The sequence below is a fragment of the Escherichia sp. WS1450 genome, assembly GCF_046487395.1.
GTDB classification, from domain to species: Bacteria; Pseudomonadota; Gammaproteobacteria; order Enterobacterales; family Enterobacteriaceae; genus Escherichia; species Escherichia coli.
This window is the reverse complement of the sequence record NZ_JBJQJO010000005.1, coordinates 189,945-216,095: the sequence shown is the minus strand read 5'-3', so window position 1 is coordinate 216,095 and position 26,151 is coordinate 189,945. Positions and strand designations below refer to the sequence as shown.

Sequence of the window (26,151 nt, the reverse complement as noted above, 5' to 3'; positions counted from 1 at the left end):
GTTCAATACACTGCCACAAATCTTTTAATTCAGTATGTCTTGTTAATATTGAGGGCACCATGACTCCAGTAAAAGTGTGGCAAGAGCGCGTTGAGATCCCGACCTATGAAACCGGGCCGCAGGATATACATCCCATGTTCCTGGAAAATCGCGTTTATCAGGGATCGTCCGGCGCGGTTTATCCCTACGGCGTGACCGATACGCTGAGCGAGCAGAAAACCCTGAAATCCTGGCAGGCGGTGTGGCTGGAAAACGACTACATTAAAGTGATGATCCTGCCGGAACTGGGCGGTCGGGTGCATCGCGCATGGGATAAAGTGAAACAGCGCGATTTTGTCTATCACAATGAAGTCATTAAACCTGCGCTGGTGGGGCTGCTGGGACCGTGGATCTCCGGCGGGATTGAGTTTAACTGGCCGCAACACCATCGCCCGACCACCTTTATGCCCGTCGATTTCACCCTCGAAGCCCATGAAGACGGCGCACAAACCGTGTGGGTCGGCGAAACGGAGCCGATGCACGGTTTACAGGTGATGACAGGTTTCACCCTGCGCCCTGACCGGGCGGCTCTGGAAATCGCCAGCCGCGTCTATAACGGCAACGCCACTCCGCGTCATTTCTTGTGGTGGGCCAACCCGGCAGTGAAAGGGGGTGAAGGGCATCAGAGCGTCTTCCCGCCGGATGTAACGGCGGTCTTTGATCACGGCAAACGGGCCGTCTCCGCTTTCCCCATCGCCACCGGCACTTACTACAAAGTGGACTACTCCTCTGGAGTGGACATTTCTCGCTATAAAAATGTGCCCGTTCCAACCTCATATATGGCTGAAAAATCGCAGTACGATTTTGTCGGCGCGTGGTGTCACGATGAAGATGGCGGTTTGCTGCACGTTGCCAACCACCATATTGCGCCAGGTAAAAAACAGTGGAGTTGGGGACACAGTGAGTTTGGCCAGGCGTGGGATAAGAGTCTGACCGACAATAACGGCCCGTATATCGAACTGATGACCGGTATTTTTGCCGATAACCAGCCTGATTTTACCTGGCTTGATGCGTACGAAGAGAAGCGTTTCGAGCAGTATTTCCTGCCTTATCATTCTCTGGGCATGGTGCAAAATGCCTCCCGCGATGCGGTGATAAAACTCCAGCGTAGTGAGCGGGGGATTGAGTGGGGGCTGTATGCCATCTCTCCGTTGAACGGATACCGCCTGGCGATCCGCGAAATCGGCAAATGCAACGCGTTACTTGATGATGCCGTGGCACTGATGCCAGCGACCGCCATCCAGGGCGTGTTGCACGGTATCAATCCTGACAGACTGACCATTGAGCTCTCCGATGCCGACGGCAATATCATACTGAGTTATCAGGAACATCAGCCGCAAGAGTTGCCGTTGCCGGACGTCGCCAAAGCGCCACTGGCAGCACAAGACATTACCAGTACAGATGAAGCCTGGTTTATCGGTCAGCATCTGGAGCAATATCATCACGCCAGCCGTTCACCGTTCGATTACTACCTGCGCGGCGTGGCGCTGGATCCGCTGGATTATCGCTGTAACCTGGCGCTGGCGATGCTGGAATATAACCGCGCAGATTTCCCGCAAGCGGTGGCGTATGCCACTCAGGCGCTGAAACGCGCACATGCGCTGAACAAAAATCCGCAGTGCGGACAGGCGAGTTTGATTCGCGCCAGTGCTTACGAACGTCAGGGGCAATATCAACAAGCCGAAGAGGATTTCTGGCGTGCGGTCTGGAGCGGCAACAGTAAAGCAGGTGGCTATTATGGTCTGGCACGGCTGGCGGCGCGTAATGGTAACTTCGACGCTGGTCTGGATTTTTGCCAACAAAGTCTTCGCGCCTGCCCAACCAATCAGGAAGTGCTTTGCCTGCATAATCTGCTGCTGGTGTTAAGTGGTCGTCAGGGCAACGCGCGTTTGCAGCGTGAGAAACTGCTGCGTGATTATCCGCTGAACGCCACTCTGTGGTGGCTGAACTGGTTCGATGGTCGTAGCGAATCAGCCTTCGCGCAGTGGCGCGGTCTGTGTCAGGGACGCGACGTTAACGCCCTGGTGACCGCCGGGCAACTGATTAACTGGGGAATGCCCACCCTGGCGGCAGAGATGCTGAACGCACTGGACTGCCAGCGCACGCTGCCGCTTTACCTGCAAGCCAGCTTGCTGCCGAAAGCTGAACGCGGCGAACTGGTCGCAAAAGCCATTGATGTCTTCCCACAGTTTGTCCGTTTCCCGAATACGCTGGAAGAAGTGGCGGCGCTGGAGAGTATTGAAGAGTGCTGGTTTGCCCGTCATTTACTGGCCTGCTTCTACTACAACAAGCGCAGCTACAACAAAGCCATTACTTTATGGCAACGTTGCGTAGAGATGTCGCCAGAGTTTGCCGATGGCTGGCGCGGGTTGGCGATCCATGCGTGGAATAAGCAACACGATTATGAGCTGGCCGCGCGTTATCTTGATAATGCTTATCAGCTTGCGCCGCAGGATGCACGTCTGCTTTTCGAACGGGATTTGCTGGATAAGTTAAGTGGAACCACACCGGAGAAACGACTGGCGCGTCTGGAAAATAATCTGGAAATTGCGCTGAAACGCGACGACATGACCGCAGAACTGCTCAATTTGTGGCATCTCACGGGTCAGGCAGACAAAGCGGCGGACATTCTCGCCACGCGCAAATTCCACCCGTGGGAAGGCGGGGAAGGGAAGATCACCAGTCAGTTTATCCTCAACCAGTTATTACGCGCCTGGCAGCATCTTGATGCCAGAGAGCCGCAGCAGGCCAGCGAACTGCTTCATGCCGCGCTGCATTATCCGGAGAATTTAAGCGAAGGCCGTTTACCGGGGCAAACTGATAACGACATCTGGTTCTGGCAGGCGATATGCGCCAACGCGCAGGGCGATCAAACTGAAGCGATGCGTTGTTTACGTCTGGCGGCGACTGGCGATCGCACCATTAACATTCACAGTTATTACAACGATCAGCCGGTTGATTATCTCTTCTGGCAAGGAATGGCGCTGCGACTGCTGGGTGAACAGCAAACCGCACAGCAACTGTTTAGTGAAATGAAACAGTGGGCGCAAGAGATGGCGAAAACCAGTATTGAGGCGGATTTCTTTGCTGTTTCACAACCTGACCTGTTGTCGCTGTATGGCGATTTACAACAGCAGCATAAAGAAAAATGCCTGATGGTGGCGATGCTGGCGTCCGCGGGACTCGGGGAGGCTGCGCACTATGAATCTGCTCGCGCTGAATTGACGGCGATTAATCCGGCCTGGCCGAAAGCGGCATTATTCACCACTGTGATGCCTTTTATTTTTAACCGCGTTCACTAAACCCTATTAACTGTAATATTTGAGCGGCACGCGCTGCCGCTCATCACAAAATAATTAGAATAAGCCGTTGTAAATAAAAACCCTACAGGAGGCACTATGCCTAAAAAAATGACAACAACCCGTAATCTATTATTAATGGCTACGCTATTAGGTAGCGCACTATTTGCCAGAGCTGCGGATAAAGAAATGACCATTGGCGCAATATACCTTGATACTCAGGGATATTACGCTGGCGTGCGTCAGGGCGTTCAGGATGCGGCAAAAGATTCTTCAGTACAGGTACAGTTAATTGAAACTAACGCACAGGGTGATATTTCGAAAGAAAGTACCTTTGTTGATACCCTCGTGGCGCGTAATGTCGATGCCATTATTTTATCGGCAGTGTCTGAAAATGGCAGTAGCCGTACCGTTCGTCGCGCCAGTGAAGCGGGTATTCCGGTGATTTGCTACAACACCTGTATTAATCAAAAAGGCGTCGATAAATATGTCTCGGCGTATCTGGTCGGCGATCCGCTGGAATTTGGTAAAAAACTGGGTAACGCTGCCGCCGATTATTTTATTGCCAATAAAATTGACCAGCCGAAAATTGCCGTCATCAATTGCGAAGCCTTTGAAGTTTGTGTGCAGCGACGTAAAGGATTTGAAGAAGTATTAAAATCCCGCGTTCCCGGCGCGCAAATTGTCGCTAATCAGGAAGGGACTGTTTTAGATAAAGCGATTTCCGTTGGTGAAAAACTAATTATCTCCACGCCGGATCTCAACGCCATTATGGGAGAATCGGGTGGTGCGACACTCGGCGCGGTAAAAGCGGTACGTAATCAAAATCAGGCCGGAAAAATTGCTGTTTTCGGTTCGGATATGACCACTGAAATTGCTCAGGAGCTGGAAAACAATCAGGTGTTGAAAGCGGTGGTGGATATTTCCGGTAAGAAAATGGGCAATGCTGTCTTCGCGCAAACATTGAAGGTTATCAACAAACAAGCCGACGGTGAAAAAGTGATTCAGGTGCCTATCGATCTCTATACCAAAACGGAAGACGGTAAACAGTGGCTGGCAACGCACGTTGATGGTCTGCCCTAATCGCTGATTCGCAGAGGTCCCTATGTTCACGGCAACAGAGGCAGTCCCGGTAGCAAAAGTGGTGGCAGGAAATAAGCGTTATCCCGGCGTCGTTGCGTTGGATAACGTTAACTTCACGCTCAATAAAGGCGAAGTTCGTGCGCTGTTAGGCAAAAACGGCGCGGGCAAATCGACCCTCATTCGAATGCTTACCGGCAGTGAACGTCCGGATAGCGGTGATATCTGGATTGGCGAGACGCGACTGGAAGGTGACGAAGCTACGTTGACTCGCCGTGCCGCTGAACTGGGGGTTCGTGCGGTTTATCAGGAGTTAAGTCTGGTGGAGGGACTGACGGTGGCGGAAAACCTCTGCCTCGGTCAGTGGCCCCGCCGCAACGGCATGATTGATTACCTGCAAATGGCGCAGGATGCCCAACGTTGCTTACAGGCGCTGGGCGTTGACGTTAGCCCTGAACAACTTGTTTCAACGCTAAGCCCGGCGCAAAAGCAACTGGTGGAAATTGCGCGGGTGATGAAGGGCGAGCCGCGCGTGGTCATTCTTGATGAACCTACCAGTTCGCTTGCCAGTGCGGAAGTTGAACTGGTGATCAGCGCGGTTAAAAAGATGTCGGCACTGGGCGTGGCGGTGATTTATGTCAGCCACCGGATGGAAGAAATCCGCCGCATTGCCTCCTGTGCCACCGTTATGCGCGATGGTCAGGTGGCGGGCGATGTGATGCTCGAAAACACCTCCACGCATCATATTGTGTCGCTAATGCTCGGGCGCGATCACGTTGATATTGCGCCGGTTTCCCCTCAGGAAATTGTCGATCAGGCCGTGCTGGAAGTCCGTGCGTTACGCCATAAGCCCAAGCTGGAGGATATCAGCTTTACGCTCCGTCGTGGCGAAGTACTCGGCATTGCTGGCCTGCTGGGGGCAGGGCGCAGTGAATTGTTGAAAGCCATAGTTGGGCTGGAGACGTATGAACAGGGCGAAATTGTTATCAACGGCGAGAAAATCACTCGCCCCGATTACGGCGACATGCTGAAACGCGGCATTGGCTATACGCCAGAAAACCGCAAAGAAGCGGGGATCATTCCCTGGCTGGGCGTTGACGAAAATACAGTGCTGACCAATCGGCAAAAAATCAGCGCCAACGGTGTGCTGCAATGGTCCACCATCCGCCGCCTGACCGAAGAGGTGATGCAGCGGATGACGGTCAAGGCCGCCAGTAGCGAAACGCCCATCGGCACGCTTTCTGGTGGCAATCAGCAAAAAGTGGTGATCGGTCGTTGGGTCTATGCTGCCAGCCAGATTTTGTTGCTCGACGAGCCAACGCGCGGCGTCGATATCGAAGCCAAACAGCAGATTTACCGTATTGTCCGCGAGCTGGCTGCCGAAGGAAAAAGCGTGGTGTTTATCTCCAGTGAAGTGGAGGAGTTGCCGCTGGTGTGTGACCGCATCCTGTTATTACAGCACGGTACGTTCTCGCAGGAGTTTCACTCGCCGGTCAATGTGGATGAGCTGATGTCCGCCATTCTGTCTGTGCACTGATGAATTTTACCGAGGAACCTGAAGATGTCTGCTTCGTCATTACCATTGCCGCAGGGCAAGAGCGTCTCGCTCAAACAATTTGTCAGTCGCCATATTAATGAGATCGGTTTGCTGGTGGTGATCGCCATTCTTTATCTGGTCTTCTCTCTGAACGCGCCTGGCTTTATCTCATTGAATAACCAGATGAACGTGCTGCGCGATGCCGCCACCATTGGGATCGCCGCCTGGGCGATGACGCTGATTATTATCTCCGGGGAAATTGATGTCAGCGTTGGGCCGATGGTGGCTTTTGTCTCGGTGTGCCTGGCATTTTTGCTGCAATTTGAGGTTCCGCTGGCGATTGCTTGTCTGCTGGTGTTGCTGTTAGGCGCGCTGATGGGAACGCTCGCCGGGGTGCTGCGCGGCGTGTTTAACGTGCCAAGTTTTGTTGCCACGCTGGGTTTATGGAGCGCCCTGCGCGGAATGGGGCTATTTATGACGAACGCCTTGCCAGTGCCGATTGACGAAAACGAAGTGCTGGACTGGCTGGGCGGACAATTTCTCGGTGTGCCGGTATCCGCGCTGATCATGATGGTGCTGTTTGCGCTGTTTGTGTTCATTAGCCGCAAAACCGCCTTCGGGCGCTCGGTTTTTGCCGTTGGCGGTAATGCCACGGCGGCGCAGTTATGCGGTATTAACGTTCGTCGGGTACGCATTCTTATTTTTACCCTTTCGGGATTATTAGCAGCGGTGACCGGCATTTTGTTGGCGGCGCGCCTCGGTTCCGGTAACGCAGGTGCCGCAAACGGTCTGGAGTTTGACGTCATCGCCGCGGTCGTGGTTGGCGGTACGGCGCTTTCCGGTGGTCGCGGTTCCCTGTTCGGTACATTGCTTGGTGTGTTGGTGATTACGCTAATCGGTAACGGTCTGGTGCTGCTCGGGATTAACTCCTTTTTCCAGCAGGTGGTGCGCGGCGTCATCATCGTGGTGGCGGTGCTGGCGAATATCTTGCTGACTCAGCGAAGCAGTAAAGCGAAACGCTAAACCTAAACGTCCCTGGCGCGGGTGCGGCAGGGATGAAAATTAATCGTATTGTTAATGAGGGATTTATGAAAACGATGCTGGCAGCTTATTTACCAGGAAATTCGACCGTCGATCTGCGGGAAGTTGCGGTGCCGACGCCGGGGATTAACCAGGTACTGATCAAAATGAAATCCTCCGGAATTTGCGGAAGCGATGTCCACTATATCTACCACCAACACCGCGCTACGGCGGCGGCACCCGATAAACCGTTATACCAGGGATTTATCAACGGTCATGAACCGTGCGGGCAAATTGTGGCGATGGGGCAAGGCTGCCGCCATTTTAAAGAGGGCGACCGTGTGCTGGTGTATCATATTTCTGGCTGTGGTTTTTGCCCGAACTGCCGTCGTGGTTTTCCTATCTCTTGTACTGGCGAAGGAAAAGCGGCTTACGGCTGGCAGCGTGACGGCGGCCATGCTGAATACCTGCTGGCGGAAGAAAAAGATCTGATCCTGCTCCCGGACGCGCTGAGCTATGAAGATGGTGCGTTTATCAGTTGCGGCGTTGGTACAGCGTATGAAGGGATTTTGCGCGGCGAAGTTTCCGGCAGTGATAACGTGCTGGTGGTCGGTCTGGGGCCGGTCGGCATGATGGCGATGATGCTGGCGAAAGGTCGCGGTGCAAAAAGGATCATCGGCGTTGATATGCTGCCGGAACGTCTGGCGATGGCGAAACAGTTAGGGGTGATGGATCATGGCTATTTAGCAACGACCGAAGGTCTGCCGCAGATTATCGCCGAACTTACCCACGGTGGCGCGGATGTTGCGCTCGATTGTTCCGGTAATGCCGCAGGTCGCTTACTGGCGTTGCAATCCACTGCTGACTGGGGACGGGTGGTTTACATCGGAGAAACCGGAAAAGTGGAGTTCGAGGTTAGCGCTGATCTGATGCATCATCAACGGCGGATTATTGGCTCCTGGGTGACCAGTCTGTTCCATATGGAAAAATGCGCCCACGATTTAACGGACTGGAAACTGTGGCCGCGTAACGCCATTACCCATCGCTTCACGCTGGAACAGGCAGGAGATGCCTATGCGCTGATGGCGAGCGGTAAATGCGGGAAAGTTGTGATTAACTTCCCGGATTAAGGAGTCAGCTGATGACCATCTATACGTTATCTCACGGGCCGCTAAAGCTGGACGTTTCTGACCGGGGCGGCGTCATCGAAGGCTTCTGGCGTGACGCGACGCCGCTCTTACGTCCCGGTAAAAAAAGCGGTGTGGCAACCGATGCCTCTTGTTTCCCTCTGGTGCCGTTTGCAAACCGGGTGAGTGGCAACCGTTTTGTCTGGCAGGGGCGTGAGTATCAACTGCAACCGAATGTTGAGTGGGATGCGCACTATCTGCACGGCGACGGCTGGCTGGGGCAGTGGCAATGTGTCTCGCGCAGCGAAGATAGCTTGTGTCTGGTGTATGAACATCGCAGCGGTGTTTATCACTATCGGGTAAGTCAGGCGTTTCATTTAACGGCAGATACGCTGACGGTGACGCTCTCTGTCACCAATCAAGGGGCAGAGACGCTGCCATTTGGTACCGGCTGGCATCCTTATTTTCCGTTGTCACCACAAACGCGGATTCAGGCGCAGGCGAGCGGTTACTGGCTGGAGCGGGAGCAGTGGCTGGCGGGTGAGTTTTGCGAGCAGCTACCGCAGGAGCTGGATTTCAACCAGCTCGCGCCGTTGCCGCGCCAGTGGGTAAACAATGGCTTTGCCGGATGGAATGGTCAGTCCCGCATCGAGCAGCCGCAGGAGGGGTACGCCATCATCATGGAAACGACGCCACCTGCACCATGTTATTTCATCTTTGTTTCCGACCCGGCGTTTGATAAAGGATATGCGTTTGATTTCTTCTGTCTGGAACCGATGAGCCATGCGCCAGATGACCATCATCGCCCGGAAGGGGGTGATCTCATTGCGCTTGCACCAGGGGAATCAACAACTTCAGAGATGTCGTTGCGGGTTGCGTTACTGTAATTTATAAAATGCCGGATAAGGCGTTCACGCCGCATCCGGCATGTTTTTAACGCCGATCGAGAGAAATTGCCCCCGGCCCGGTAATTGCCAACAGCAGGAATGCGCCAGCGATACTGACATTCTTCCAGAAATTAATCATATTTGGCCCAACCGCATCGCCGGTCATATCCCAGTAATGGTGACCAATTACCGCCGTACCCAGCGTGTAGAAAATAAACAGCACCGCCAGCGGACGGGTGAAAAAGCCAAGCACGATTAATATTGCGGCGGGCACTTCCATAACTACCGCAATAATCGCTGCCAGCATTGGCATTGGCGCGCCCAGCGAGGCCATATATTGGACCGTACCGTCAAAGCCCATCATTTTGGGAAAACCAAAAATAATGAAAATCAAGACCACGGCGATACGGGCAATTAATAACAAAACGGGGCGTGCAGCACCAAAATCAAAATAACGTAGTGAGTTCATAACCAATCCCTTTGCAAGATAATGTGATTTAAACGTAATACACACTCTGGTACCTCGCCACGCCCCAGGCGTTGAGATATTCGCTAATTATCCTGGTTACAGTGATTTAAGCGCGATGTCCTCATCTGTCAGCAGTTTCGCATTAAACGTTTTGCCGCTCTGGATCCATTTGCGGATTGGGCGAATCTCACGGCCCTGATTCAGCGTGACTGCACCGATAAGCACGCCGTTTTGCAGATTAAACCAAATCGCCTTCTGAGTTTCCGGGTTGCCACGACAAATCCAGTCATCGCCATGCATATCGCCAATAAACTGTAAGTTATCACTGTACTGATCGCTCCAGAACCACGGCGGCGGCAGTCGCGGAAGCGGTAGCCCCAACATTGCGGCAGCGGCAATTTGCGCCTGGTTATTGGCGTTTTCCCAGCTTTCGCAGCGGTGTAGTGCACCATTATCAAGACGGGTGATTGCCACATCGCCACCGGCAAAGATCGCGGGATCGCAGGTGCGGCAAGCCTCATCAATGACAATGCCATTGGCAGTATCAAGGTTGGCCTCGCGAGCCAGTTGGTCGTTGGCGCTGATACCAATACCGTAAATCACCACATCGGCCTGAAGCGTTTCGCCACTTTGCAGCGTCAGTTCTACTTTTTCACCATCGACCACATGTTCAATGGCATTATTGAGCAGAATGCGCACACCAGCCTGCTGATGGCGCTGTAAAAGATAGCGTTGCACGGGCGGTGGTGCATTACGGCCCATGACGGTTGCCGCCAGTTCAATCACTGTCACCTTACATCCACGCTGCGTGGCGCTGGCAGCCAGTTCCAGACCAATAGTTCCGGCACCGACAATCACGACTGACCGTTCGGGCTGCAGAACTTCTCTCAGTCTGGCGGCATCGTCGGCATGGCGCAGGGTAAAGCAGCGTTCTCCCAGTGTATCAAGCAACGGCAGCGGTCGGGCTGCCGCGCCGGTTGCCATAAACAGCTGATCCCACTGCCAACTTTCGCCGTTGGTTAACACTAACTCTCTTGTGTCGCGGCCCAGCGATTTGATGGTTACACCGGAATGCAGATGAACATTGTTTTCCTGCCACCAGTTAGCGGGTAACACCTGCTGTAACTGCGGGGAATCTTCCAGCAACATGGATTTCGAGAGCGGGGGGCGTTCATAAGGTAGATGTCGCTCATCGGAAAACAGATGCAGCTCACCGGTGAACCCTTGCTGGCGTAGCGAGGCCGCAGCCATTGCCGCCGCTTGCCCGCCACCGACAATAATGATCGTTTTTTCTTTCATCGTGCTTCCTTAAAGATCCAGCCCAGCCGCTACGTGGCGAATGCCGCGAATCGCTAAACCCGCATCAGCGTTGATCATCACACCGCTTAATGCGCGATTATTGCGCCGCGATGCCAACATCACATACGGACCCGTAAAATCCGCCGGTTGCGGGAAAAATTGCAGCGGTAATATGGCGGCAATTTTCTCCGGCGTCAGAGACTGCATTATCGAGGTTTCACTTTGCCCGAGCGCCTGTGGGCCGCGCAGGTCGCTGGCCATACCACACGGGCCGACGCCATTCACCCGCACTTTCGGTGCCAGTTCATAAGCCAGTTGGCGAATAAGTCCGGTTGCGGCATGTTTACTGGCGGTGTACAGCGGGCCACCGCCGCCGGGATACCAGGCGGCGTTTGACAGTGTGAAAATCATGCTGCCTTCACTGGCGATTAACGCCGGAGCGCAGGCTTTTGCGCCCAGCAGGTAACCGAGTACGTTGACATTAAACAGCTCGTGGAAGCCGGTTTCGAGCGTCTCTGCGGGAGTGTTAACCAGTGAGGCATTGTGATCCCAGATGCCCGCATTGCCGATAAAACAATCCAGCTTGCCAGAACGAGTCAGGATCTGATTAACCGCGCGTTGATAATCGGCATAGCAGGTCACGTTACCTTCCACCGCCAGAATATGTTCGCCAAATCGCTGACGCAGACTGGCGACTTTTGCCGCCGACAGTTCCAGCGTGGCAACCTGCGCGCCTTCTTCGATAAATCGCTCGACCAGCGCCAGGCCTAATCCCGATCCGCCGCCGGTAATAAAGATGGACTCGTTATGCAGATCGCTCATGGCTGCGCCTCCGGTAAGTCGATGAAGATGTCACCACCTTCAACGTGTACTGGATAAGTGGTTAGCGGATCGGTGGCGGGCAGGCATAACGCTTTCCCCGTTTTCAGGCAAAAACTGGCGGCGTGCAGCGGGCACTCCACCGTGGCGTCATCTTCCAGATACCCTTCTGACATCGACGCATTACCATGGCTGCAACGATCGTTAATGGCATAAAACTCGCCGCCCACGTTGAACAAGGCGATGACGGGCGAGGTATCGATCCGGAGAGCCTCACCCTCCGGCACATCCGCAACGGGACACGCATAAATTCGATTCATCAGAACAGTACACTCAGGTTATGGGAAGTGATCACCGCTTGATCCAGGACGATATCCCGTTCCAGCAAGCGCCAGTTGTCATCTTCCAGACGGCGAACTTTGTCAAAACGAGTCCCGACATAGAATGTTTCATCGCGCTCTTTTTGTGCCCGATAAAGCAGATAATTTACCCGCACAGCAAATACGTTTGGTATGTCGGTTTCGTTTACCTGGCAGTTGCTGATTAAGTGACGGGTGCGTGACGGCGGTTCTTCTGCCCAGGCCATACCCGTTTCCAGACGGGCGATTCGCCGTTCCAGCTGGTCTTTGGTGTCATTAAAAATCCAGGTTGTCGGCGGCTGAATGCCTTTGCGGCGGTCGCGCGTTTGCGCGTTAACTGTGGTGCGCATGGTGTAACGAATCTCTTCGTCGAGCTGTGCCAGCCAGTCACGAAATTTCCAGTCATCCAGCAGACTGGCTTCGTGAAAGAGAAACTGGCTAATGCGGTGATGTAACTCCAGTGAAACTTGCGCACTCATTTCATCACCTCCTGCTGGTAAGCGGCGGTTTTATCGAGCACTTCCTGCCAGCTTTCGCTACTCAGGAGATCGGCCCAGCGTTGGTACATTCCACGAGCGGCCGTTTCTGAGAAGATATAGTTAGTAATGCCTGGAATGCCGTCGTCGCGACGCTTTTCCTGACCAAGCCCCATTTCCAGACACAGTTTGCTGTTGCGGGCGCGGTGACCTTTCAGCAATTTCTGGATTTCACACCAGTTCTCCGAGTCATCCTGCTCGAGAAAACCAGCAGGACCAAAAGCACGAGTGGCGCTGTTTTCAAAAGCGGCTTTAACTTCATCGGAGGCGGCTTTGTCAGTAATACAGAACGCCCACACTTCAACTTGATCAGGGCCGCGCGGATGCCAGACGCGGAGCGTGGCAGTGCCGTTGAGCCAGGAAAGCGTGGGGAAAATATTGTTATGACCCGCCAGGCGCAGGGCGCGAACTTCACCTAAACGTTGTTCTGCTTCGGCATAGGTTTCGCGGTAATAGCTGGAAACCGCGCCATCGACCCAGACATTAGCATCCGGTTTTTCAGTAAAGAAAAAACCGCTGCCGTGACCGTCCTGACCAAACTGCAGCGCATCTTTGGCGGTTTCCCACACCGGGCGGGCAGTTTGTCCATCACCGAGACGCTTATCGCTGCCATCATCTTTCGCCCCTAATACCTGAACGGCAGAAGCATGGCTGAACAGAGCATGATACTGGTCACTGGCGAACTGCTCTGCCGGGAATTTCCAGTTGCAGTTGATCACCCACTTTTGTACGCCGCCGACAATTTCGGTGCCGCCTTCGCGACGATCCAGCATGCCATCCAGATACCAGGCAATGTCACCAAGGTAATCACGCAGACCCGGTGCGCTGGTATCCCAGTTGCCAAAAATCAGCCCTTTATAACTCTCCACACAAGGAACTTCGTTTAGCCCCCAGTGGGATTTACACAACCCTTGTGGGTAGGCGCGAGGTTCCAGCGGTACGTCGATCAATTCGCCGTTAATACCGTAAGACCAGCCGTGATACGGGCAGGTAAAGGCGCGAGTGTTGCCGCAATCTGCATAACTCACACGCATGGCCCGATGGCGGCATTGGTTGAGAAACGCCTTGATGCTGCCGTCTTTCTGGCGCACCACGACAACCGCATCTTCTCCCATGTAGGTGTTAAAGAAATCACCGGGTTTTGGGATCTGGCTTTCGTGGGCGAGAAATAGCCAGCAACGACCGAAAATGCGCTCAAGCTCCAGTTGGTAAATATCCGGATCGGTATAAATACGCGGAGTGACCCGACCGTTTTGGGTGTCAATCAGTTGGTAAATGTTCAAATCTGAGGGGGTGGTCATATTTTTTAATCCTGAAAGATAAGATGTATTGACCTTCTATTTTTGTGCCATAAGGATGTTGCTGGTTGGTTGCTAATATGTGAAATAGTTAATTTCTACCAGCTGAGACGTTTTTTCGATAACAAGGGGAAGGTGATGGAACTACGGCATTTACGCTATTTCGTCGCAGTGGCGCAGGCACTGAACTTTACCCGTGCGGCGGAAAAACTGCATACCTCACAGCCTTCGTTAAGCAGCCAGATCCGCGATCTTGAAAACTGTGTCGGTGTTCCGTTACTGGTGAGGGATAAGCGCAAAGTCGCGTTGACGGCGGCGGGAGAATGTTTTCTCCAGGACGCGCTGGCAATCCTCGAACAAGCGGAAAATGCCAAATTACGGGCGCGGAAAATTGTTCAGGAAGACAGACAATTAACCATTGGCTTTGTGCCATCGGCGGAAGTGAATTTACTGCCAAAAGTATTACCGATGTTTCGTCTCAGACAGCCAGACACCTTAATTGAGCTGGTGAGTTTAATCACCACGGAACAGGAAGAAAAAATTCGCCGTGGTGAACTCGACGTCGGCTTAATGCGCCATCCTGTTTATAGCCCGGAGATTGATTATCTGGAGCTTTTTGACGAACCATTAGTGGTGGTGTTACCGGTTGATCACCCTTTAGCACATGAAAAAGAGATCACTGCCGCGCAACTGGATGGCGTGAATTTCGTCAGTACTGATCCAGCGTATTCCGGTTCGCTTGCGCCGATCGTTAAAGCGTGGTTTGCGCAAGAAAACAGCCAGCCAAATATCGTCCAGGTGGCAACGAATATTCTGGTGACCATGAATCTGGTGGGGATGGGGCTGGGCGTCACTTTGATACCCGGTTATATGAATAATTTTAATACCGGCCAGGTGGTATTTCGACCCATTGCCGGAAATGTGCCTTCCATTACTTTACTGATGGCGTGGAAGAAAGGGGAGATGAAGCCGGCATTACGCGATTTCATCGCCATTGTGCAGGAACGTTTGGCAAGCGTAACGGCATAATTACGCATTATTTTTGCAACATGCGTCGCAGGTCGCAGTTTTTGAGTGCTTGTGAACTGGCGTTACAGACATCGGGAAGCAGGCTCGAATATTCTTATTTTTCAACTTGCACCAACATTCGATTAACCCCAGACTAACGCCTCCTGACGGGAGGGACTCATGGTTTTGCAATCCACGCGCTGGTTGGCGCTCGGCTATTTCACATACTTTTTTAGTTACGGCATTTTTCTACCTTTCTGGAGCGTCTGGCTTAAAGGGATTGGTTTAACGCCAGAAACCATCGGCCTGTTATTGGGGGCAGGTCTGGTTGCCCGTTTTCTCGGGAGTTTGCTCATCGCGCCCCGCGTCAGCGATCCTTCTCGCCTGATTTCCGCCTTGCGCGTGCTGGCACTGCTGACACTTCTCTTTGCAGTCGCCTTCTGGGCGGGGGCGCACGTAGCGTGGCTGATGCTGGTGATGATTGGCTTTAACCTCTTTTTCTCACCGCTGGTACCGTTGACCGATGCACTGGCGAATACGTGGCAAAAGCAGTTCCCGCTTGATTACGGCAAAGTGCGATTGTGGGGCTCGGTGGCGTTTGTCATTGGCTCGGCGTTGACGGGTAAACTGGTCACTATGTTTGATTATCGGGTGATCCTCGCGCTGTTGACGTTGGGCGTGGCATCCATGCTGCTCGGCTTTCTCATCCGTCCAACGATTCAGCCACAAGGGGCAAGCCGCCAGCAGGAGAGCACCGGTTGGTCTGCGTGGTTGGCGCTGGTTCGCCAGAACTGGCGCTTTCTGGCCTGCGTTTGTTTATTGCAGGGGGCGCATGCGGCCTATTACGGTTTTAGCGCCATTTACTGGCAGGCCGCTGGCTACTCGGCCTCGGCGGTGGGCTATTTGTGGTCGCTGGGCGTGGTGGCGGAAGTCATTATCTTTGCGCTGAGTAATAAACTTTTCCGCCGTTGTAGTGCACGCGATATGCTGTTGATCTCGGCGATTTGCGGCGTAGTGCGCTGGGGCATTATGGGAGCAACTACGGCGTTGCCGTGGTTGATAGTGGTGCAAATTCTGCATTGCGGCACCTTCACGGTCTGCCACCTGGCCGCCATGCGCTATATTGCCGCTCGCCAGGGTAGCGAAGTCATCCGTTTACAGGCGGTTTACTCTGCCGTCGCGATGGGCGGCAGTATCGCCATCATGACCGTTTTCGCCGGTTTCCTGTATCAATATCTGGGCCACGGCGTGTTCTGGGTGATGGCGCTGGTGGCGCTTCCGGCAATGTTTTTGCGCCCGAAAGTTGTTCCCTCATGCTGATTCGAGTATTTTGCGGATCTGCTCCTGTTGATGTGTTGTCAGCGTCAGGTCCGTATAGATCAGCGGTGGTGAAAAGAGCGGTAACGGCATGGTATAAGGAGCAATAATCAGTGCCGCGCCGCGCGGAGCGCCTGTCTGCAAAAATACCTTTACCGACATATGTTTAATATTGAGCGGCAGTAACGTTAGTTCGCGTAGCTGCTGCTCAATCTGCGCTTCTCGCTCACTATCATTCCCGGTCAGTAGAATAATCTGTTTCTCATGCAGGTCGTTTTCCTGCATTAGCCAGGCACCAAAAATCACCGCGACCAGACCGCTTTCCTCATCAGAAAGATGGACGCCGTATTCACTTTCAAATCCGGTCAGCGCCGCGCGGGTGGTGCGCACCAGGCGTGGATACAGGCGGGCGAACTCTTCCGGCAGGGTGTTATCAATACCGATGGCAAACAAACTGCGATTTAACGCCTGGGCGAGGTGGGTATAAAGCTGATCGCACAACCCCTGTTCATCATAAAAACGAACATTTCCCAGCTCACGAAAATGGTTTACCAGACGTTTGATAGACTGACGCAGTTGTCTGTCCCGCTGATGCGCATCCCGCAGTGGATCGGGAACCCGCAACATGGAAAAAAGTAATGCCATGAACAGTGGCTCATCAGGCGGTACAGGCTGGAGCGCTCGACGCTGCCAGTGGCGTCCAATTTCCTGCGCTACCTGAAATTCAAGGCAGGATTCCGCCCAGCGACGTTGGAGCGGATTAAACTGAGGCGTAATTCCAGCGTGGTGTTGCAGCAAACAATATTGCAGATACAGACACAGGAAATGAATATCGCGCGTTTCAAAGTGTTTTTGCAGCCGTCGGGAGCAGAGATTCACTAACGCTTGTAGATTGGTATCGTCGTAAAAGTTACGCGCAATTCCGCGCCGCTTCAGTTCACTCTTCAGGGCGGGGGTGAAATGGCTGGTAATAAATGACGGACACAGACGGAAACCACGTCGTAGCCAGTGAAATAAACACAAACGTTGGTTAAGCACTGTACCTTCAACCCGGTAGCTACCGTCATAACCAGTAGTCAGTGTGAGTTGATGATAGCGCAGGATCTCCCGTCCTGTTTCGCTGATATCAAGACTGGCAATATCATCATCCACACCATTAAGCTCGCTGAAAGTTGCCGTGGTGGCGGTCAACCCCGGCTGAAAGAGCGTCAGCAAGATCTGGCAGCGGCGCTGGGGAGCCGAAAGGACAGATGGTGGAGCAAGCGTAGGCATCATCTGTAGATCTCCCATAAGCATAATTGATAAGAATAGCTAAAGTTTGCTCAGGGAAATGGCGAAGGGAATGCTAATCATCAGAAATGTTGGCAAGCGTCACAGAATTTTTCTCATCTTAAACTGTTCTGACCAGTGGATTAGCATGTCTTAAGGTGGTTTTGTGAATGATTATCGTGCTAGCGATCATGGGTTAGTTCTGCGGATTCAACGCGCTAAGGATAAAATCCACCATCTGTTCGCGATAAACATCGCCGTGACGATCGGAAAAAGCATCAATGTGTTCGCCATCCGGGATTAGGATCAACCGTTTTGGCTCTTTTGCCAGGCTATACAACTTTTCGCTGTGCTGCCATGGGATAACGTGATCAGCTTTACCGTGAATCAGTAAAAGCGGGATCGGGCTGACGCTGGCGATGTAATTTTCGCCGCTGTAACTCTCATCAAGTAAGTAGCCACTGCCGGGGAGCATCTGGTTGGCGATGGTCGCATAAGAGGCGAATGTGGAGTCGAGGATCACCGCACGTATGCCTTCACGATCACCCTGACCAATAACATCCAGAATATTCGCCCCGCCAATACTCTGCCCGAACAGCACCAGCCGTTGTGGGTTTACATCACTGCGATGGCGCACCACATTGATGGCACTTTGCGTATCGTCCAGCAATCCGGCCTGGGACGGCGTGCCTTTTGATTTACCAAACCCGCGATAATCAAACATAAAAACGTTGAAATTACGCTCGGGTAACCAACTGACCAGCGGCCAGTGGGCGGACATATTTCCGGCATTGCCGTGAGCATGAATAATGGTGGCAATGGCATTTTCAGCGGGGCCAGTTGCAGAAGGGATAAACCAACCATGTAGGCGAGTGCCATCTTTAGCGGTGAATTCTACTGATTCGGCTGACCAGGGATCGGGGCCGTAGATTTTGTCGTCAGGGTAATAGAAAAAATTGATGGCGATGCGCGGTATTAAATAAATGCAGAAGGCAACAACAAAGAGAATAAACAGAATTTTGAGAACGCGTTTGTTCACTGGCAGCGCCATAACCTTTCCTTGCGACTTCTTTATTATCCATTAATCGGGGAAAGATGGTGGGAGAGTGGCGAAAGAAAGTAAAGCGGTGAGGAAGTATTTCGGAATAGCGCCTGAAAGGCGAGGGCGGGTGAGTGACATCACCCGCCAGAGTCATTAACGCTTCAGGGCGTCGCTTAACTCGTCACGCATGTTCGCCAGCATGGCTTTAACAACGCGCGGGTTACCAGCAACGATGTTACCGGTCAGCATGTAGTTATGACCACCGGTGAAGTCGCTGACGATGCCGCCCGCTTCACGAACCAGCAGCTCGCCTGCGGCGAAATCCCACGGACGCAGACCGATTTCAAAGAAACCGTCAACGCGACCCGCAGCAACGTAAGCCAGATCCAGCGCCGCAGAACCGGTACGACGGAAGTCAGCGCATTCGTTGAACAGTTTGCCGACGATGTTGATGTAGGTGGTGGCGTACTGTTTTGCTTTGAACGGGAAGCCGGTCGCCAGAATAGTACCGTCGAGATCGCGAGCGGTGCTGCCGCGCAGACGGTAGCCGTTCAGCTGTGCGCCCTGACCGCGAGTGGCGGTGAACAGTTCGTTACGCATAGGATCGTAAACCACAGCAACTTCAGTGCGGCCTTTGATACGAACGGCGATAGATACCGCGAAGTGCGGCAGACGTTTGATAAAGTTGGTAGTGCCATCCAGTGGATCGATAACCCATTGAACATCCTGATCAGTACCTTCAAGTTCACCGCTTTCTTCGGTGATGATGGTGTGCTGTGGGTAAGATTTACGAATCGTGTCGATAATCACCGCTTCGGCAGCTTTATCTACGTTGGTCACGAAGTCGTTACTGCCTTTCTGGCTCGCTTCTACAGCGTCCGGGGTTTCATAGTTTTTGGCAATTAAATTACCCGCCTTGCGCGCTGCGCGCACGGCGATGTTCAGCATCGGATGCATCGGTCTCTCTCACTGGATGTTAAAGAACGGGAAAACGGCGCAGAGTATAGCAGCGAGATCGGCATCTGTCTTCGTTTTATGATAAGATGCGCGAATAATCTTTAGACGAAGAAAGACAATGCTGCAAAATATTCGAATTGTGCTGGTGGAGACGTCACACACCGGCAATATGGGTTCTGTTGCCCGTGCCATGAAAACAATGGGATTAACCAATCTGTGGTTGGTTAATCCACTGGTGAAACCTGACTCCCAGGCGATTGCCCTGGCAGCAGGGGCCAGCGATGTGATTGGTAATGCTCACATCGTCGATACGCTCGACGAAGCGTTAGCCGGTTGTAGCCTGGTGGTGGGTACCAGCGCACGCTCGCGCACGCTGCCGTGGCCGATGCTCGACCCGCGCGAATGCGGTCTGAAAAGCGTCGCTGAAGCGGCAAATACCCCGGTGGCGCTGGTTTTTGGTCGCGAGCGCGTCGGCTTGACCAATGAAGAGTTGCAGAAATGCCATTATCATGTCGCCATTGCGGCTAACCCGGAATACAGTTCGCTGAACCTGGCGATGGCGGTTCAGGTTATTGCCTATGAAGTGCGCATGGCCTGGCTGGCAACTCAGGAAAATGGCGAGCAGGTTGAGCATGAAGAGACGCCGTATCCGCTGGTCGATGATCTGGAGCGTTTTTATGGTCATCTCGAACAAACGCTGCTGGCAACCGGTTTTATTCGTGAAAACCATCCGGGGCAGGTGATGAATAAATTGCGTCGTTTGTTTACCCGTGCGCGCCCGGAAAGCCAGGAATTGAATATCCTGCGCGGGATTCTGGCTTCTATAGAGCAGCAGAATAAAGGTAATAAGGCCGAATAATAGTGGTTACCTGATGCGACGCTTAACGCGTCGTATCAGGCCTACAGTGCACAGAGCCTCAGGTCGGATAAGGCGTTCACGTCGCATCCGACAACAGGTACAAACGCCACGATAAAAAAATGGCACTGAAGGTTAAATACCCGACTAAATCAGTCAAGTAAATAGTTGACCAATTTACTCGGGAATGTCAGACTTGACCCTGCTATGCAATACCCCCACTTTTACAATAAAAAACCCCGGGCAGGGGCGAGTTTGAGGTGAAGTAAGACATGAGACTGACATCTAAAGGGCGCTATGCCGTGACCGCAATGCTTGACGTTGCGCTCAACTCTGAAGCGGGCCCGGTACCGTTGGCTGATATTTCCGAACGTCAGGGAATTTCCCTTTCTTATCTGGAACAACTGTTTTCCCGTCTGCGTAAAAATGGTCTGGTTTCCAGCGTACGTGGACCAGGCGGTGGTTATCTGTTAGGCAAAGATGCCAGCAGCATCGCCGTTGGCGAAGTGATTAGCGCCGTTGACGAATCTGTAGATGCCACCCGTTGTCAGGGTAAAGGCGGCTGCCAGGGCGGCGATAAATGCCTGACCCACGCGCTATGGCGTGATTTGAGCGACCGTCTCACCGGTTTTCTCAACAACATTACTTTAGGCGAACTGGTTAATAACCAGGAAGTGCTGGATGTGTCTGGTCGTCAGCATACTCACGACGCGCCACGCACCCGCACACAAGACGCGATCGACGTTAAGTTACGCGCTTAATAAAAAGAATTCAGAATCAGGCCGGGGCGTATCGCGCTCCGTAAACACGGTCGTACATCCAGCCGGTAGCCTGGTTCCTTGCATTGAGTGATGTACGGAGTTTATAGAGCAATGAAATTACCGATTTATCTCGACTACTCCGCAACCACGCCGGTGGACCCGCGTGTTGCCGAGAAAATGATGCAGTTTATGACGATGGACGGAACCTTTGGTAACCCGGCCTCCCGTTCTCACCGTTTCGGCTGGCAGGCTGAAGAAGCGGTAGATATCGCCCGTAATCAGATTGCCGATCTGGTCGGCGCTGACCCGCGTGAAATCGTCTTTACCTCTGGTGCAACCGAATCTGACAACCTGGCGATCAAAGGTGCAGCCAACTTTTATCAGAAAAAAGGCAAGCACATCATCACCAGTAAAACCGAACACAAAGCGGTACTGGATACCTGCCGTCAGCTGGAGCGCGAAGGTTTCGAAGTCACCTACCTGGCACCGCAGCGTAATGGCATTATCGACCTGAAAGAACTGGAAGCAGCGATGCGTGACGACACCATCCTCGTTTCCATCATGCACGTAAATAACGAAATCGGCGTGGTGCAGGATATCGCGGCTATCGGCGAAATGTGCCGTGCTCGCGGCATTATCTATCACGTTGATGCAACCCAGAGCGTGGGCAAACTGCCTATCGACCTGAGCCAGTTGAAAGTTGACCTGATGTCATTCTCCGGTCACAAAATCTATGGCCCGAAAGGTATCGGTGCGCTGTATGTGCGTCGTAAACCGCGCGTACGCATCGAAGCGCAAATGCACGGCGGCGGTCACGAGCGCGGTATGCGTTCCGGCACTCTGCCTGTTCACCAGATCGTTGGTATGGGCGAAGCCTATCGCATCGCAAAAGAAGAGATGGCGACCGAGATGGAACGTCTGCGCGGCCTGCGTAACCGTCTGTGGAACGGCATCAAAGATATCGAAGAAGTTTACCTGAACGGTGACCTGGAACACGGCGCGCCGAACATTCTCAACGTCAGCTTCAACTACGTTGAAGGTGAGTCGCTGATTATGGCGCTGAAAGACCTCGCGGTTTCTTCAGGTTCCGCCTGTACGTCAGCAAGCCTCGAACCGTCCTACGTGCTGCGCGCGCTGGGGCTGAACGACGAGCTGGCACATAGCTCTATCCGTTTCTCTTTAGGTCGTTTTACTACTGAAGAAGAGATCGACTACACCATCGAGTTAGTTCGTAAATCCATCGGTCGTCTGCGTGACCTTTCTCCGCTGTGGGAAATGTACAAGCAGGGCGTGGATCTGAACAGCATCGAATGGGCACATCATTAATCGGTATCGGAATCAGGAGAATTTATAATGGCTTACAGCGAAAAAGTTATCGACCATTACGAGAATCCGCGTAACGTGGGTTCCTTTGACAACAACGACGAGAACGTCGGCAGCGGCATGGTGGGTGCACCGGCCTGTGGCGACGTGATGAAGTTGCAGATTAAAGTCAACGATGAAGGTATCATTGAAGACGCGCGTTTTAAAACTTACGGCTGCGGTTCTGCTATCGCTTCCAGCTCCCTGGTCACCGAATGGGTGAAAGGGAAGTCTCTCGACGAAGCGCAGGCGATCAAAAACACCGATATTGCTGAAGAACTTGAACTGCCGCCGGTGAAAATTCACTGTTCTATTCTGGCAGAAGACGCGATCAAAGCCGCCATTGCGGACTATAAAAGCAAACGTGAAGCAAAATAAGAGTTGAGGTTTGGTTATGTCGATTACACTGAGCGACAGTGCAGCAGCGCGAGTAAATACCTTTCTGGCTAACCGCGGCAAAGGGTTTGGCCTGCGTCTGGGCGTGAGAACCTCCGGATGTTCAGGTATGGCTTATGTACTGGAATTTGTTGACGAACCGACGCCGGAAGACATCGTGTTTGAAGACAAAGGCGTGAAAGTCGTGGTCGATGGCAAAAGCCTGCAATTTCTGGACGGTACGCAGCTGGACTTCGTAAAAGAAGGCCTGAACGAAGGGTTTAAATTCACCAACCCGAACGTCAAAGATGAGTGTGGTTGCGGCGAAAGCTTCCACGTTTGATGCGCATACCGATAACCCCACCGTGGTCGCCTGCGCGTGGGGTTTGTTTTACCTGATTCGCCGTTATCGCGGCGGATCGCAGCCCTGAGAATGTTATGGATTACTTCACCCTCTTTGGCTTGCCTGCCCGTTATCAACTCGATACCCAGGCGCTGAGCCTGCGTTTTCAGGATCTACAACGTCAGTATCATCCTGATAAATTCGCCAGCGGAAGCCAGGCGGAACAACTCGCCGCCGTACAGCAATCTGCAACCATTAACCAGGCCTGGCAAACGCTGCGTCATCCGTTAATGCGCGCGGAATATTTGCTTTCTTTGCACGGTTTTGATCTCGCCAGCGAGCAGCATACTGTGCGCGACACCGCGTTCCTGATGGAACAGCTGGAACTGCGCGAAGAACTGGACGAGATCGAACAGGCGAAAGATGAAGCGCGGCTGGAAAGCTTTATCAAACGTGTGAAAAAGATGTTTGATACCCGCCATCAGTTGATGGTTGAACAGTTAGACAACGAGACGTGGGACGCGGCGGCGGATACCGTGCGTAAGCTGCGTTTTCTCGATAAACTGCGAAGCAGTGCCGAACAACTCGAAGAAAAACTGCTCGATTTTTAATTTCTGGAAGCTAAACATGGCCTTATTACAAATTAGTGAACCTGGTTTGAGTGCTGCGCCGCATCAGCGTCGTCTGGCGGCCGGTATTGACCTGGGCACAACCAACTCGCTGGTGGCGACAGTGCGCAGCGGTCAGGCCGAAACGTTAGCCGACCATGAAGGCCGTCACCTGCTGCCGTCTGTTGTTCACTATCAACAGCAAGGGCATTCGGTGGGTTATGACGCGCGTACTAACGCAGCGCTTGACACCGCCAACACCATTAGTTCTGTTAAACGCCTGATGGGGCGCTCGCTGGCTGATATCCAGCAACGCTATCCGCATCTGCCTTATCAATTCCAGGCCAGCGAAAACGGCCTGCCGATGATTGAAACGGCGGCGGGGCTGCTGAACCCGGTGCGCGTTTCTGCGGACATCCTCAAAGCACTGGCGGCGCGGGCAACTGAAGCCCTGGCAGGCGAGCTGGATGGTGTAGTTATCACCGTTCCGGCGTACTTTGACGATGCCCAGCGTCAGGGCACCAAAGACGCGGCGCGTCTGGCGGGCCTTCACGTCCTGCGCTTACTTAACGAACCGACCGCTGCGGCTATCGCCTACGGGCTGGATTCCGGTCAGGAAGGCGTGATCGCCGTTTATGACCTCGGTGGCGGGACGTTTGATATTTCCATTCTGCGCTTAAGTCGCGGCGTGTTCGAAGTGCTGGCGACCGGCGGTGATTCCGCGCTCGGCGGCGATGATTTCGACCATCTGCTGGCGGATTACATTCGCGAGCAGGCGGGCATTCCTGATCGTAGCGATAACCGCGTTCAGCGTGAACTGCTGGATGCTGCCATTGCGGCCAAAATCGCGCTGAGCGATGCGGACTCCGTGACCGTTAACGTTGCGGGCTGGCAGGGCGAAATCAGCCGTGAACAATTCAACGAACTGATCGCGCCACTGGTAAAACGAACCTTACTGGCTTGTCGTCGTGTGCTGAAAGACGCTGGCGTTGAGGCTGATGAAGTGATGGAAGTGGTGATGGTTGGCGGTTCTACTCGCGTGCCGCTGGTGCGTGAACGAGTAGGCGAATTTTTCGGTCGTCCACCGCTGACTTCTATCGACCCGGATAAAGTCGTCGCTATTGGCGCGGCGATTCAGGCGGATATTCTGGTGGGTAACAAGCCGGACAGCGAAATGCTGTTGCTGGATGTGATCCCGCTGTCGCTGGGCCTCGAAACGATGGGCGGCCTGGTGGAGAAAGTGATTCCGCGTAATACCACTATTCCGGTGGCGCGCGCTCAGGATTTCACCACCTTTAAAGATGGTCAGACGGCGATGTCTATCCATGTAATGCAGGGTGAGCGCGAACTGGTGCAGGACTGCCGCTCGCTGGCGCGTTTTGCGCTGCGTGGTATTCCGGCGCTACCGGCTGGCGGCGCGCATATTCGCGTGACGTTCCAGGTCGATGCCGACGGTCTTTTGAGCGTGACGGCGATGGAGAAATCCACCGGCGTTGAGGCATCTATTCAGGTCAAACCGTCCTACGGTCTGACCGACAGCGAAATCGCCTCGATGATTAAAGACTCAATGAGCTATGCCGAGCAGGACGTAAAAGCCCGTATGCTGGCAGAACAAAAAGTAGAAGCGGCGCGTGTGCTGGAAAGTTTGCACGGCGCGCTGGCTGCTGATGCCGCGCTGTTAAGCACCGCAGAGCGTCAGGTCATTGACGATGCTGCCGCTCACCTGAGTGAAGTGGCGCAGGGCGATGATGTTGACGCTATCGAACAAGCGATTAAAAACGTAGACAAACAAACCCAGGATTTCGCCGCTCGCCGCATGGACCAGTCGGTTCGTCGTGCGCTGAAAGGCCATTCCGTGGACGAGGTTTAATATGCCAAAGATTGTTATTTTGCCTCATCAGGATCTCTGCCCTGATGGCGCTGTTCTGGAAGCGAATAGTGGTGAAACCATTCTCGACGTTGCGCTGCGTAACGGTATCGAGATTGAACACGCCTGTGAAAAATCCTGTGCTTGCACCACCTGCCACTGCATCGTTCGCGAAGGTTTTGACTCGCTGCCGGAAAGCTCAGAGCAGGAAGACGACATGCTGGACAAAGCCTGGGGACTGGAGCCGGAAAGCCGTTTAAGCTGCCAGGCGCGCGTTACCGACGAAGATTTAGTGGTCGAAATCCCGCGTTACACTATCAACCATGCGCGTGAGCATTAACAGAGGTTAGTATGGGACTTAAGTGGACCGATAGTCGCGAAATTGGCGAAGCACTGTACGATGCGTATCCCGATCTTGATCCGAAAACGGTTCGATTCACCGATATGCATCAGTGGATTTGCGATCTGGAAGATTTCGACGACGACCCGCAGGCATCCAACGAAAAAATCCTCGAAGCGATTTTGTTAGTCTGGCTGGACGAAGCCGAGTGATTTCCGCGTCATGCTTCACGCCGCAGATGCGTTGGCTGCGCTCGTTCACCCCAGTCACATAGTTA

Annotated in this window: 26 protein-coding genes; 17 read left to right on the top strand and 9 right to left on the bottom strand. The window is 53.3% G+C overall.

The window, feature by feature from the left end; genetic code table 11:
* Positions 1-59: 59 nt before the first annotated feature.
* The 6 genes from ACJHYR_RS08300 (at position 60) to ACJHYR_RS08275 (ending at position 8,989) form a co-directional block, all read left to right on the top strand.
* A complete protein-coding gene (locus tag ACJHYR_RS08300; RefSeq protein WP_001309664.1) occupies positions 60-3,341 on the top strand; it encodes a DUF5107 domain-containing protein in 3,282 nt (1,093 codons plus the stop codon).
* A gap of 96 nt (positions 3,342-3,437) precedes the next feature.
* Positions 3,438-4,421, top strand: coding sequence for a substrate-binding domain-containing protein (locus tag ACJHYR_RS08295; RefSeq protein ID WP_001124932.1), 984 nt, complete (start codon positions 3,438-3,440; stop codon positions 4,419-4,421).
* 22 nt (positions 4,422-4,443) lie between these two features.
* Positions 4,444-5,955 (top strand): sugar ABC transporter ATP-binding protein, encoded by a 1,512-nt coding sequence (locus tag ACJHYR_RS08290; RefSeq protein ID WP_000493485.1) that lies wholly within the window; start codon positions 4,444-4,446, stop codon positions 5,953-5,955.
* A gap of 24 nt (positions 5,956-5,979) precedes the next feature.
* Positions 5,980-6,978, top strand: coding sequence for an ABC transporter permease (locus ACJHYR_RS08285; protein WP_001276664.1), 999 nt, complete (start codon positions 5,980-5,982; stop codon positions 6,976-6,978).
* Between the two features lie 32 nt (positions 6,979-7,010).
* Positions 7,011-8,105, top strand: coding sequence for a zinc-dependent alcohol dehydrogenase family protein (locus ACJHYR_RS08280; protein ID WP_000700790.1), 1,095 nt, complete (start codon positions 7,011-7,013; stop codon positions 8,103-8,105).
* Between the two features lie 11 nt (positions 8,106-8,116).
* Positions 8,117-8,989, top strand: a complete 873-nt coding sequence (locus ACJHYR_RS08275) for an aldose 1-epimerase (RefSeq protein ID WP_000158530.1) — start codon at positions 8,117-8,119, stop codon at positions 8,987-8,989.
* A 46-nt stretch (positions 8,990-9,035) separates the two neighbouring features.
* On the opposite strand, the gene ACJHYR_RS08270 is transcribed toward ACJHYR_RS08275, so the two are convergent.
* The 6 genes from ACJHYR_RS08270 to hcaE all read right to left on the bottom strand — a co-directional run bounded on the left by ACJHYR_RS08270 (position 9,036) and on the right by hcaE (position 13,772).
* Positions 9,036-9,458, bottom strand: coding sequence for a DoxX family protein (locus ACJHYR_RS08270; RefSeq protein WP_001087250.1), 423 nt, complete (start codon positions 9,456-9,458; stop codon positions 9,036-9,038).
* A gap of 96 nt (positions 9,459-9,554) precedes the next feature.
* Complete coding sequence (hcaD, locus tag ACJHYR_RS08265; RefSeq protein WP_059328283.1) at positions 9,555-10,757, bottom strand: phenylpropionate dioxygenase ferredoxin reductase subunit; 1,203 nt, start codon at positions 10,755-10,757, stop codon at positions 9,555-9,557.
* 9 nt (positions 10,758-10,766) lie between these two features.
* On the bottom strand, positions 10,767-11,579 hold the full coding sequence (gene hcaB, locus ACJHYR_RS08260) for a 3-phenylpropionate-dihydrodiol/cinnamic acid-dihydrodiol dehydrogenase (protein ID WP_001281389.1): 813 nt from the start codon (positions 11,577-11,579) through the stop codon (positions 10,767-10,769).
* Positions 11,576-11,896 (bottom strand): bifunctional 3-phenylpropionate/cinnamic acid dioxygenase ferredoxin subunit, encoded by a 321-nt coding sequence (locus ACJHYR_RS08255; protein WP_001080102.1) that lies wholly within the window; start codon positions 11,894-11,896, stop codon positions 11,576-11,578. Before ACJHYR_RS08255 ends, hcaB begins: the two co-directional genes overlap by 4 nt.
* Positions 11,896-12,414, bottom strand: coding sequence for a 3-phenylpropionate/cinnamic acid dioxygenase subunit beta (gene hcaF / locus ACJHYR_RS08250; protein WP_001276064.1), 519 nt, complete (start codon positions 12,412-12,414; stop codon positions 11,896-11,898). Before hcaF ends, ACJHYR_RS08255 begins: the two co-directional genes overlap by 1 nt.
* Positions 12,411-13,772: a 3-phenylpropionate/cinnamic acid dioxygenase subunit alpha gene (hcaE, locus tag ACJHYR_RS08245; protein WP_000211172.1), complete on the bottom strand. Its 1,362-nt coding sequence runs from the start codon at positions 13,770-13,772 to the stop codon at positions 12,411-12,413. The genes hcaF and hcaE overlap by 4 nt, the downstream gene beginning before the upstream one ends.
* Positions 13,773-13,907: 135 nt before the next feature.
* On the opposite strand from hcaE, the gene hcaR reads away from it, so the two are divergent.
* Together hcaR and ACJHYR_RS08235 are read left to right on the top strand one after the other, a co-directional pair.
* Complete coding sequence (gene hcaR / locus ACJHYR_RS08240) at positions 13,908-14,798, top strand: DNA-binding transcriptional regulator HcaR (protein ID WP_000423252.1); 891 nt, start codon at positions 13,908-13,910, stop codon at positions 14,796-14,798.
* Positions 14,799-14,957: 159 nt separating this feature from the next.
* Positions 14,958-16,097, top strand: a complete 1,140-nt coding sequence (locus tag ACJHYR_RS08235) for a 3-phenylpropionate MFS transporter (protein ID WP_000244193.1) — start codon at positions 14,958-14,960, stop codon at positions 16,095-16,097.
* Here ACJHYR_RS08235 and csiE read toward each other — a convergent pair.
* The 3 genes from csiE to suhB all read right to left on the bottom strand — a co-directional run bounded on the left by csiE (position 16,089) and on the right by suhB (position 19,362).
* Positions 16,089-17,369 carry a stationary phase inducible protein CsiE gene (gene csiE / locus ACJHYR_RS08230; RefSeq protein ID WP_000983016.1) on the bottom strand — a complete coding sequence of 427 codons (1,281 nt, stop codon included), beginning with the start codon at positions 17,367-17,369 and terminating at the stop codon, positions 16,089-16,091. The two genes, ACJHYR_RS08235 and csiE, sit on opposite strands and share 9 nt — an antisense overlap.
* A 190-nt stretch (positions 17,370-17,559) precedes the next feature.
* Entirely contained in the window at positions 17,560-18,414 is an 855-nt protein-coding gene (locus ACJHYR_RS08225) for an alpha/beta hydrolase (RefSeq protein ID WP_001207718.1), read from the bottom strand.
* A 144-nt stretch (positions 18,415-18,558) separates the two neighbouring features.
* Positions 18,559-19,362, bottom strand: coding sequence for an inositol-1-monophosphatase (gene suhB / locus ACJHYR_RS08220; protein ID WP_000553451.1), 804 nt, complete (start codon positions 19,360-19,362; stop codon positions 18,559-18,561).
* 118 nt (positions 19,363-19,480) lie between these two features.
* Between suhB and trmJ the strand changes: the two genes are divergently transcribed.
* The 9 genes from trmJ (at position 19,481) to iscX (ending at position 26,086) form a co-directional block, all read left to right on the top strand.
* The gene (gene trmJ / locus ACJHYR_RS08215; protein WP_000940019.1) at positions 19,481-20,221 is read left to right on the top strand and encodes a tRNA (cytosine(32)/uridine(32)-2'-O)-methyltransferase TrmJ; all 741 of its coding nucleotides are present in this window, start codon (positions 19,481-19,483) and stop codon (positions 20,219-20,221) included.
* A gap of 269 nt (positions 20,222-20,490) precedes the next feature.
* Entirely contained in the window at positions 20,491-20,979 is a 489-nt protein-coding gene (iscR, locus tag ACJHYR_RS08210; protein WP_001241357.1) for a Fe-S cluster assembly transcriptional regulator IscR, read from the top strand.
* A 111-nt stretch (positions 20,980-21,090) separates the two neighbouring features.
* Complete coding sequence (iscS, locus tag ACJHYR_RS08205) at positions 21,091-22,305, top strand: cysteine desulfurase (RefSeq protein WP_001295373.1); 1,215 nt, start codon at positions 21,091-21,093, stop codon at positions 22,303-22,305.
* 27 nt (positions 22,306-22,332) lie between these two features.
* Positions 22,333-22,719, top strand: coding sequence for a Fe-S cluster assembly scaffold IscU (gene iscU, locus ACJHYR_RS08200; RefSeq protein ID WP_000331707.1), 387 nt, complete (start codon positions 22,333-22,335; stop codon positions 22,717-22,719).
* A gap of 16 nt (positions 22,720-22,735) precedes the next feature.
* Complete coding sequence (gene iscA / locus ACJHYR_RS08195) at positions 22,736-23,059, top strand: iron-sulfur cluster assembly protein IscA (RefSeq protein ID WP_000028953.1); 324 nt, start codon at positions 22,736-22,738, stop codon at positions 23,057-23,059.
* A 95-nt stretch (positions 23,060-23,154) separates the two neighbouring features.
* Positions 23,155-23,670, top strand: a complete 516-nt coding sequence (gene hscB, locus ACJHYR_RS08190) for a co-chaperone HscB (RefSeq protein WP_000384413.1) — start codon at positions 23,155-23,157, stop codon at positions 23,668-23,670.
* A gap of 16 nt (positions 23,671-23,686) precedes the next feature.
* Positions 23,687-25,537, top strand: a complete 1,851-nt coding sequence (gene hscA / locus ACJHYR_RS08185; RefSeq protein WP_001196624.1) for a Fe-S protein assembly chaperone HscA — start codon at positions 23,687-23,689, stop codon at positions 25,535-25,537.
* 1 nt (position 25,538) lies between these two features.
* Complete coding sequence (gene fdx, locus ACJHYR_RS08180) at positions 25,539-25,874, top strand: ISC system 2Fe-2S type ferredoxin (protein WP_001124471.1); 336 nt, start codon at positions 25,539-25,541, stop codon at positions 25,872-25,874.
* A gap of 11 nt (positions 25,875-25,885) precedes the next feature.
* On the top strand, positions 25,886-26,086 hold the full coding sequence (gene iscX, locus ACJHYR_RS08175) for a Fe-S cluster assembly protein IscX (RefSeq protein ID WP_000523616.1): 201 nt from the start codon (positions 25,886-25,888) through the stop codon (positions 26,084-26,086).
* The last annotated feature ends 65 nt before the right edge of the window (positions 26,087-26,151 follow it).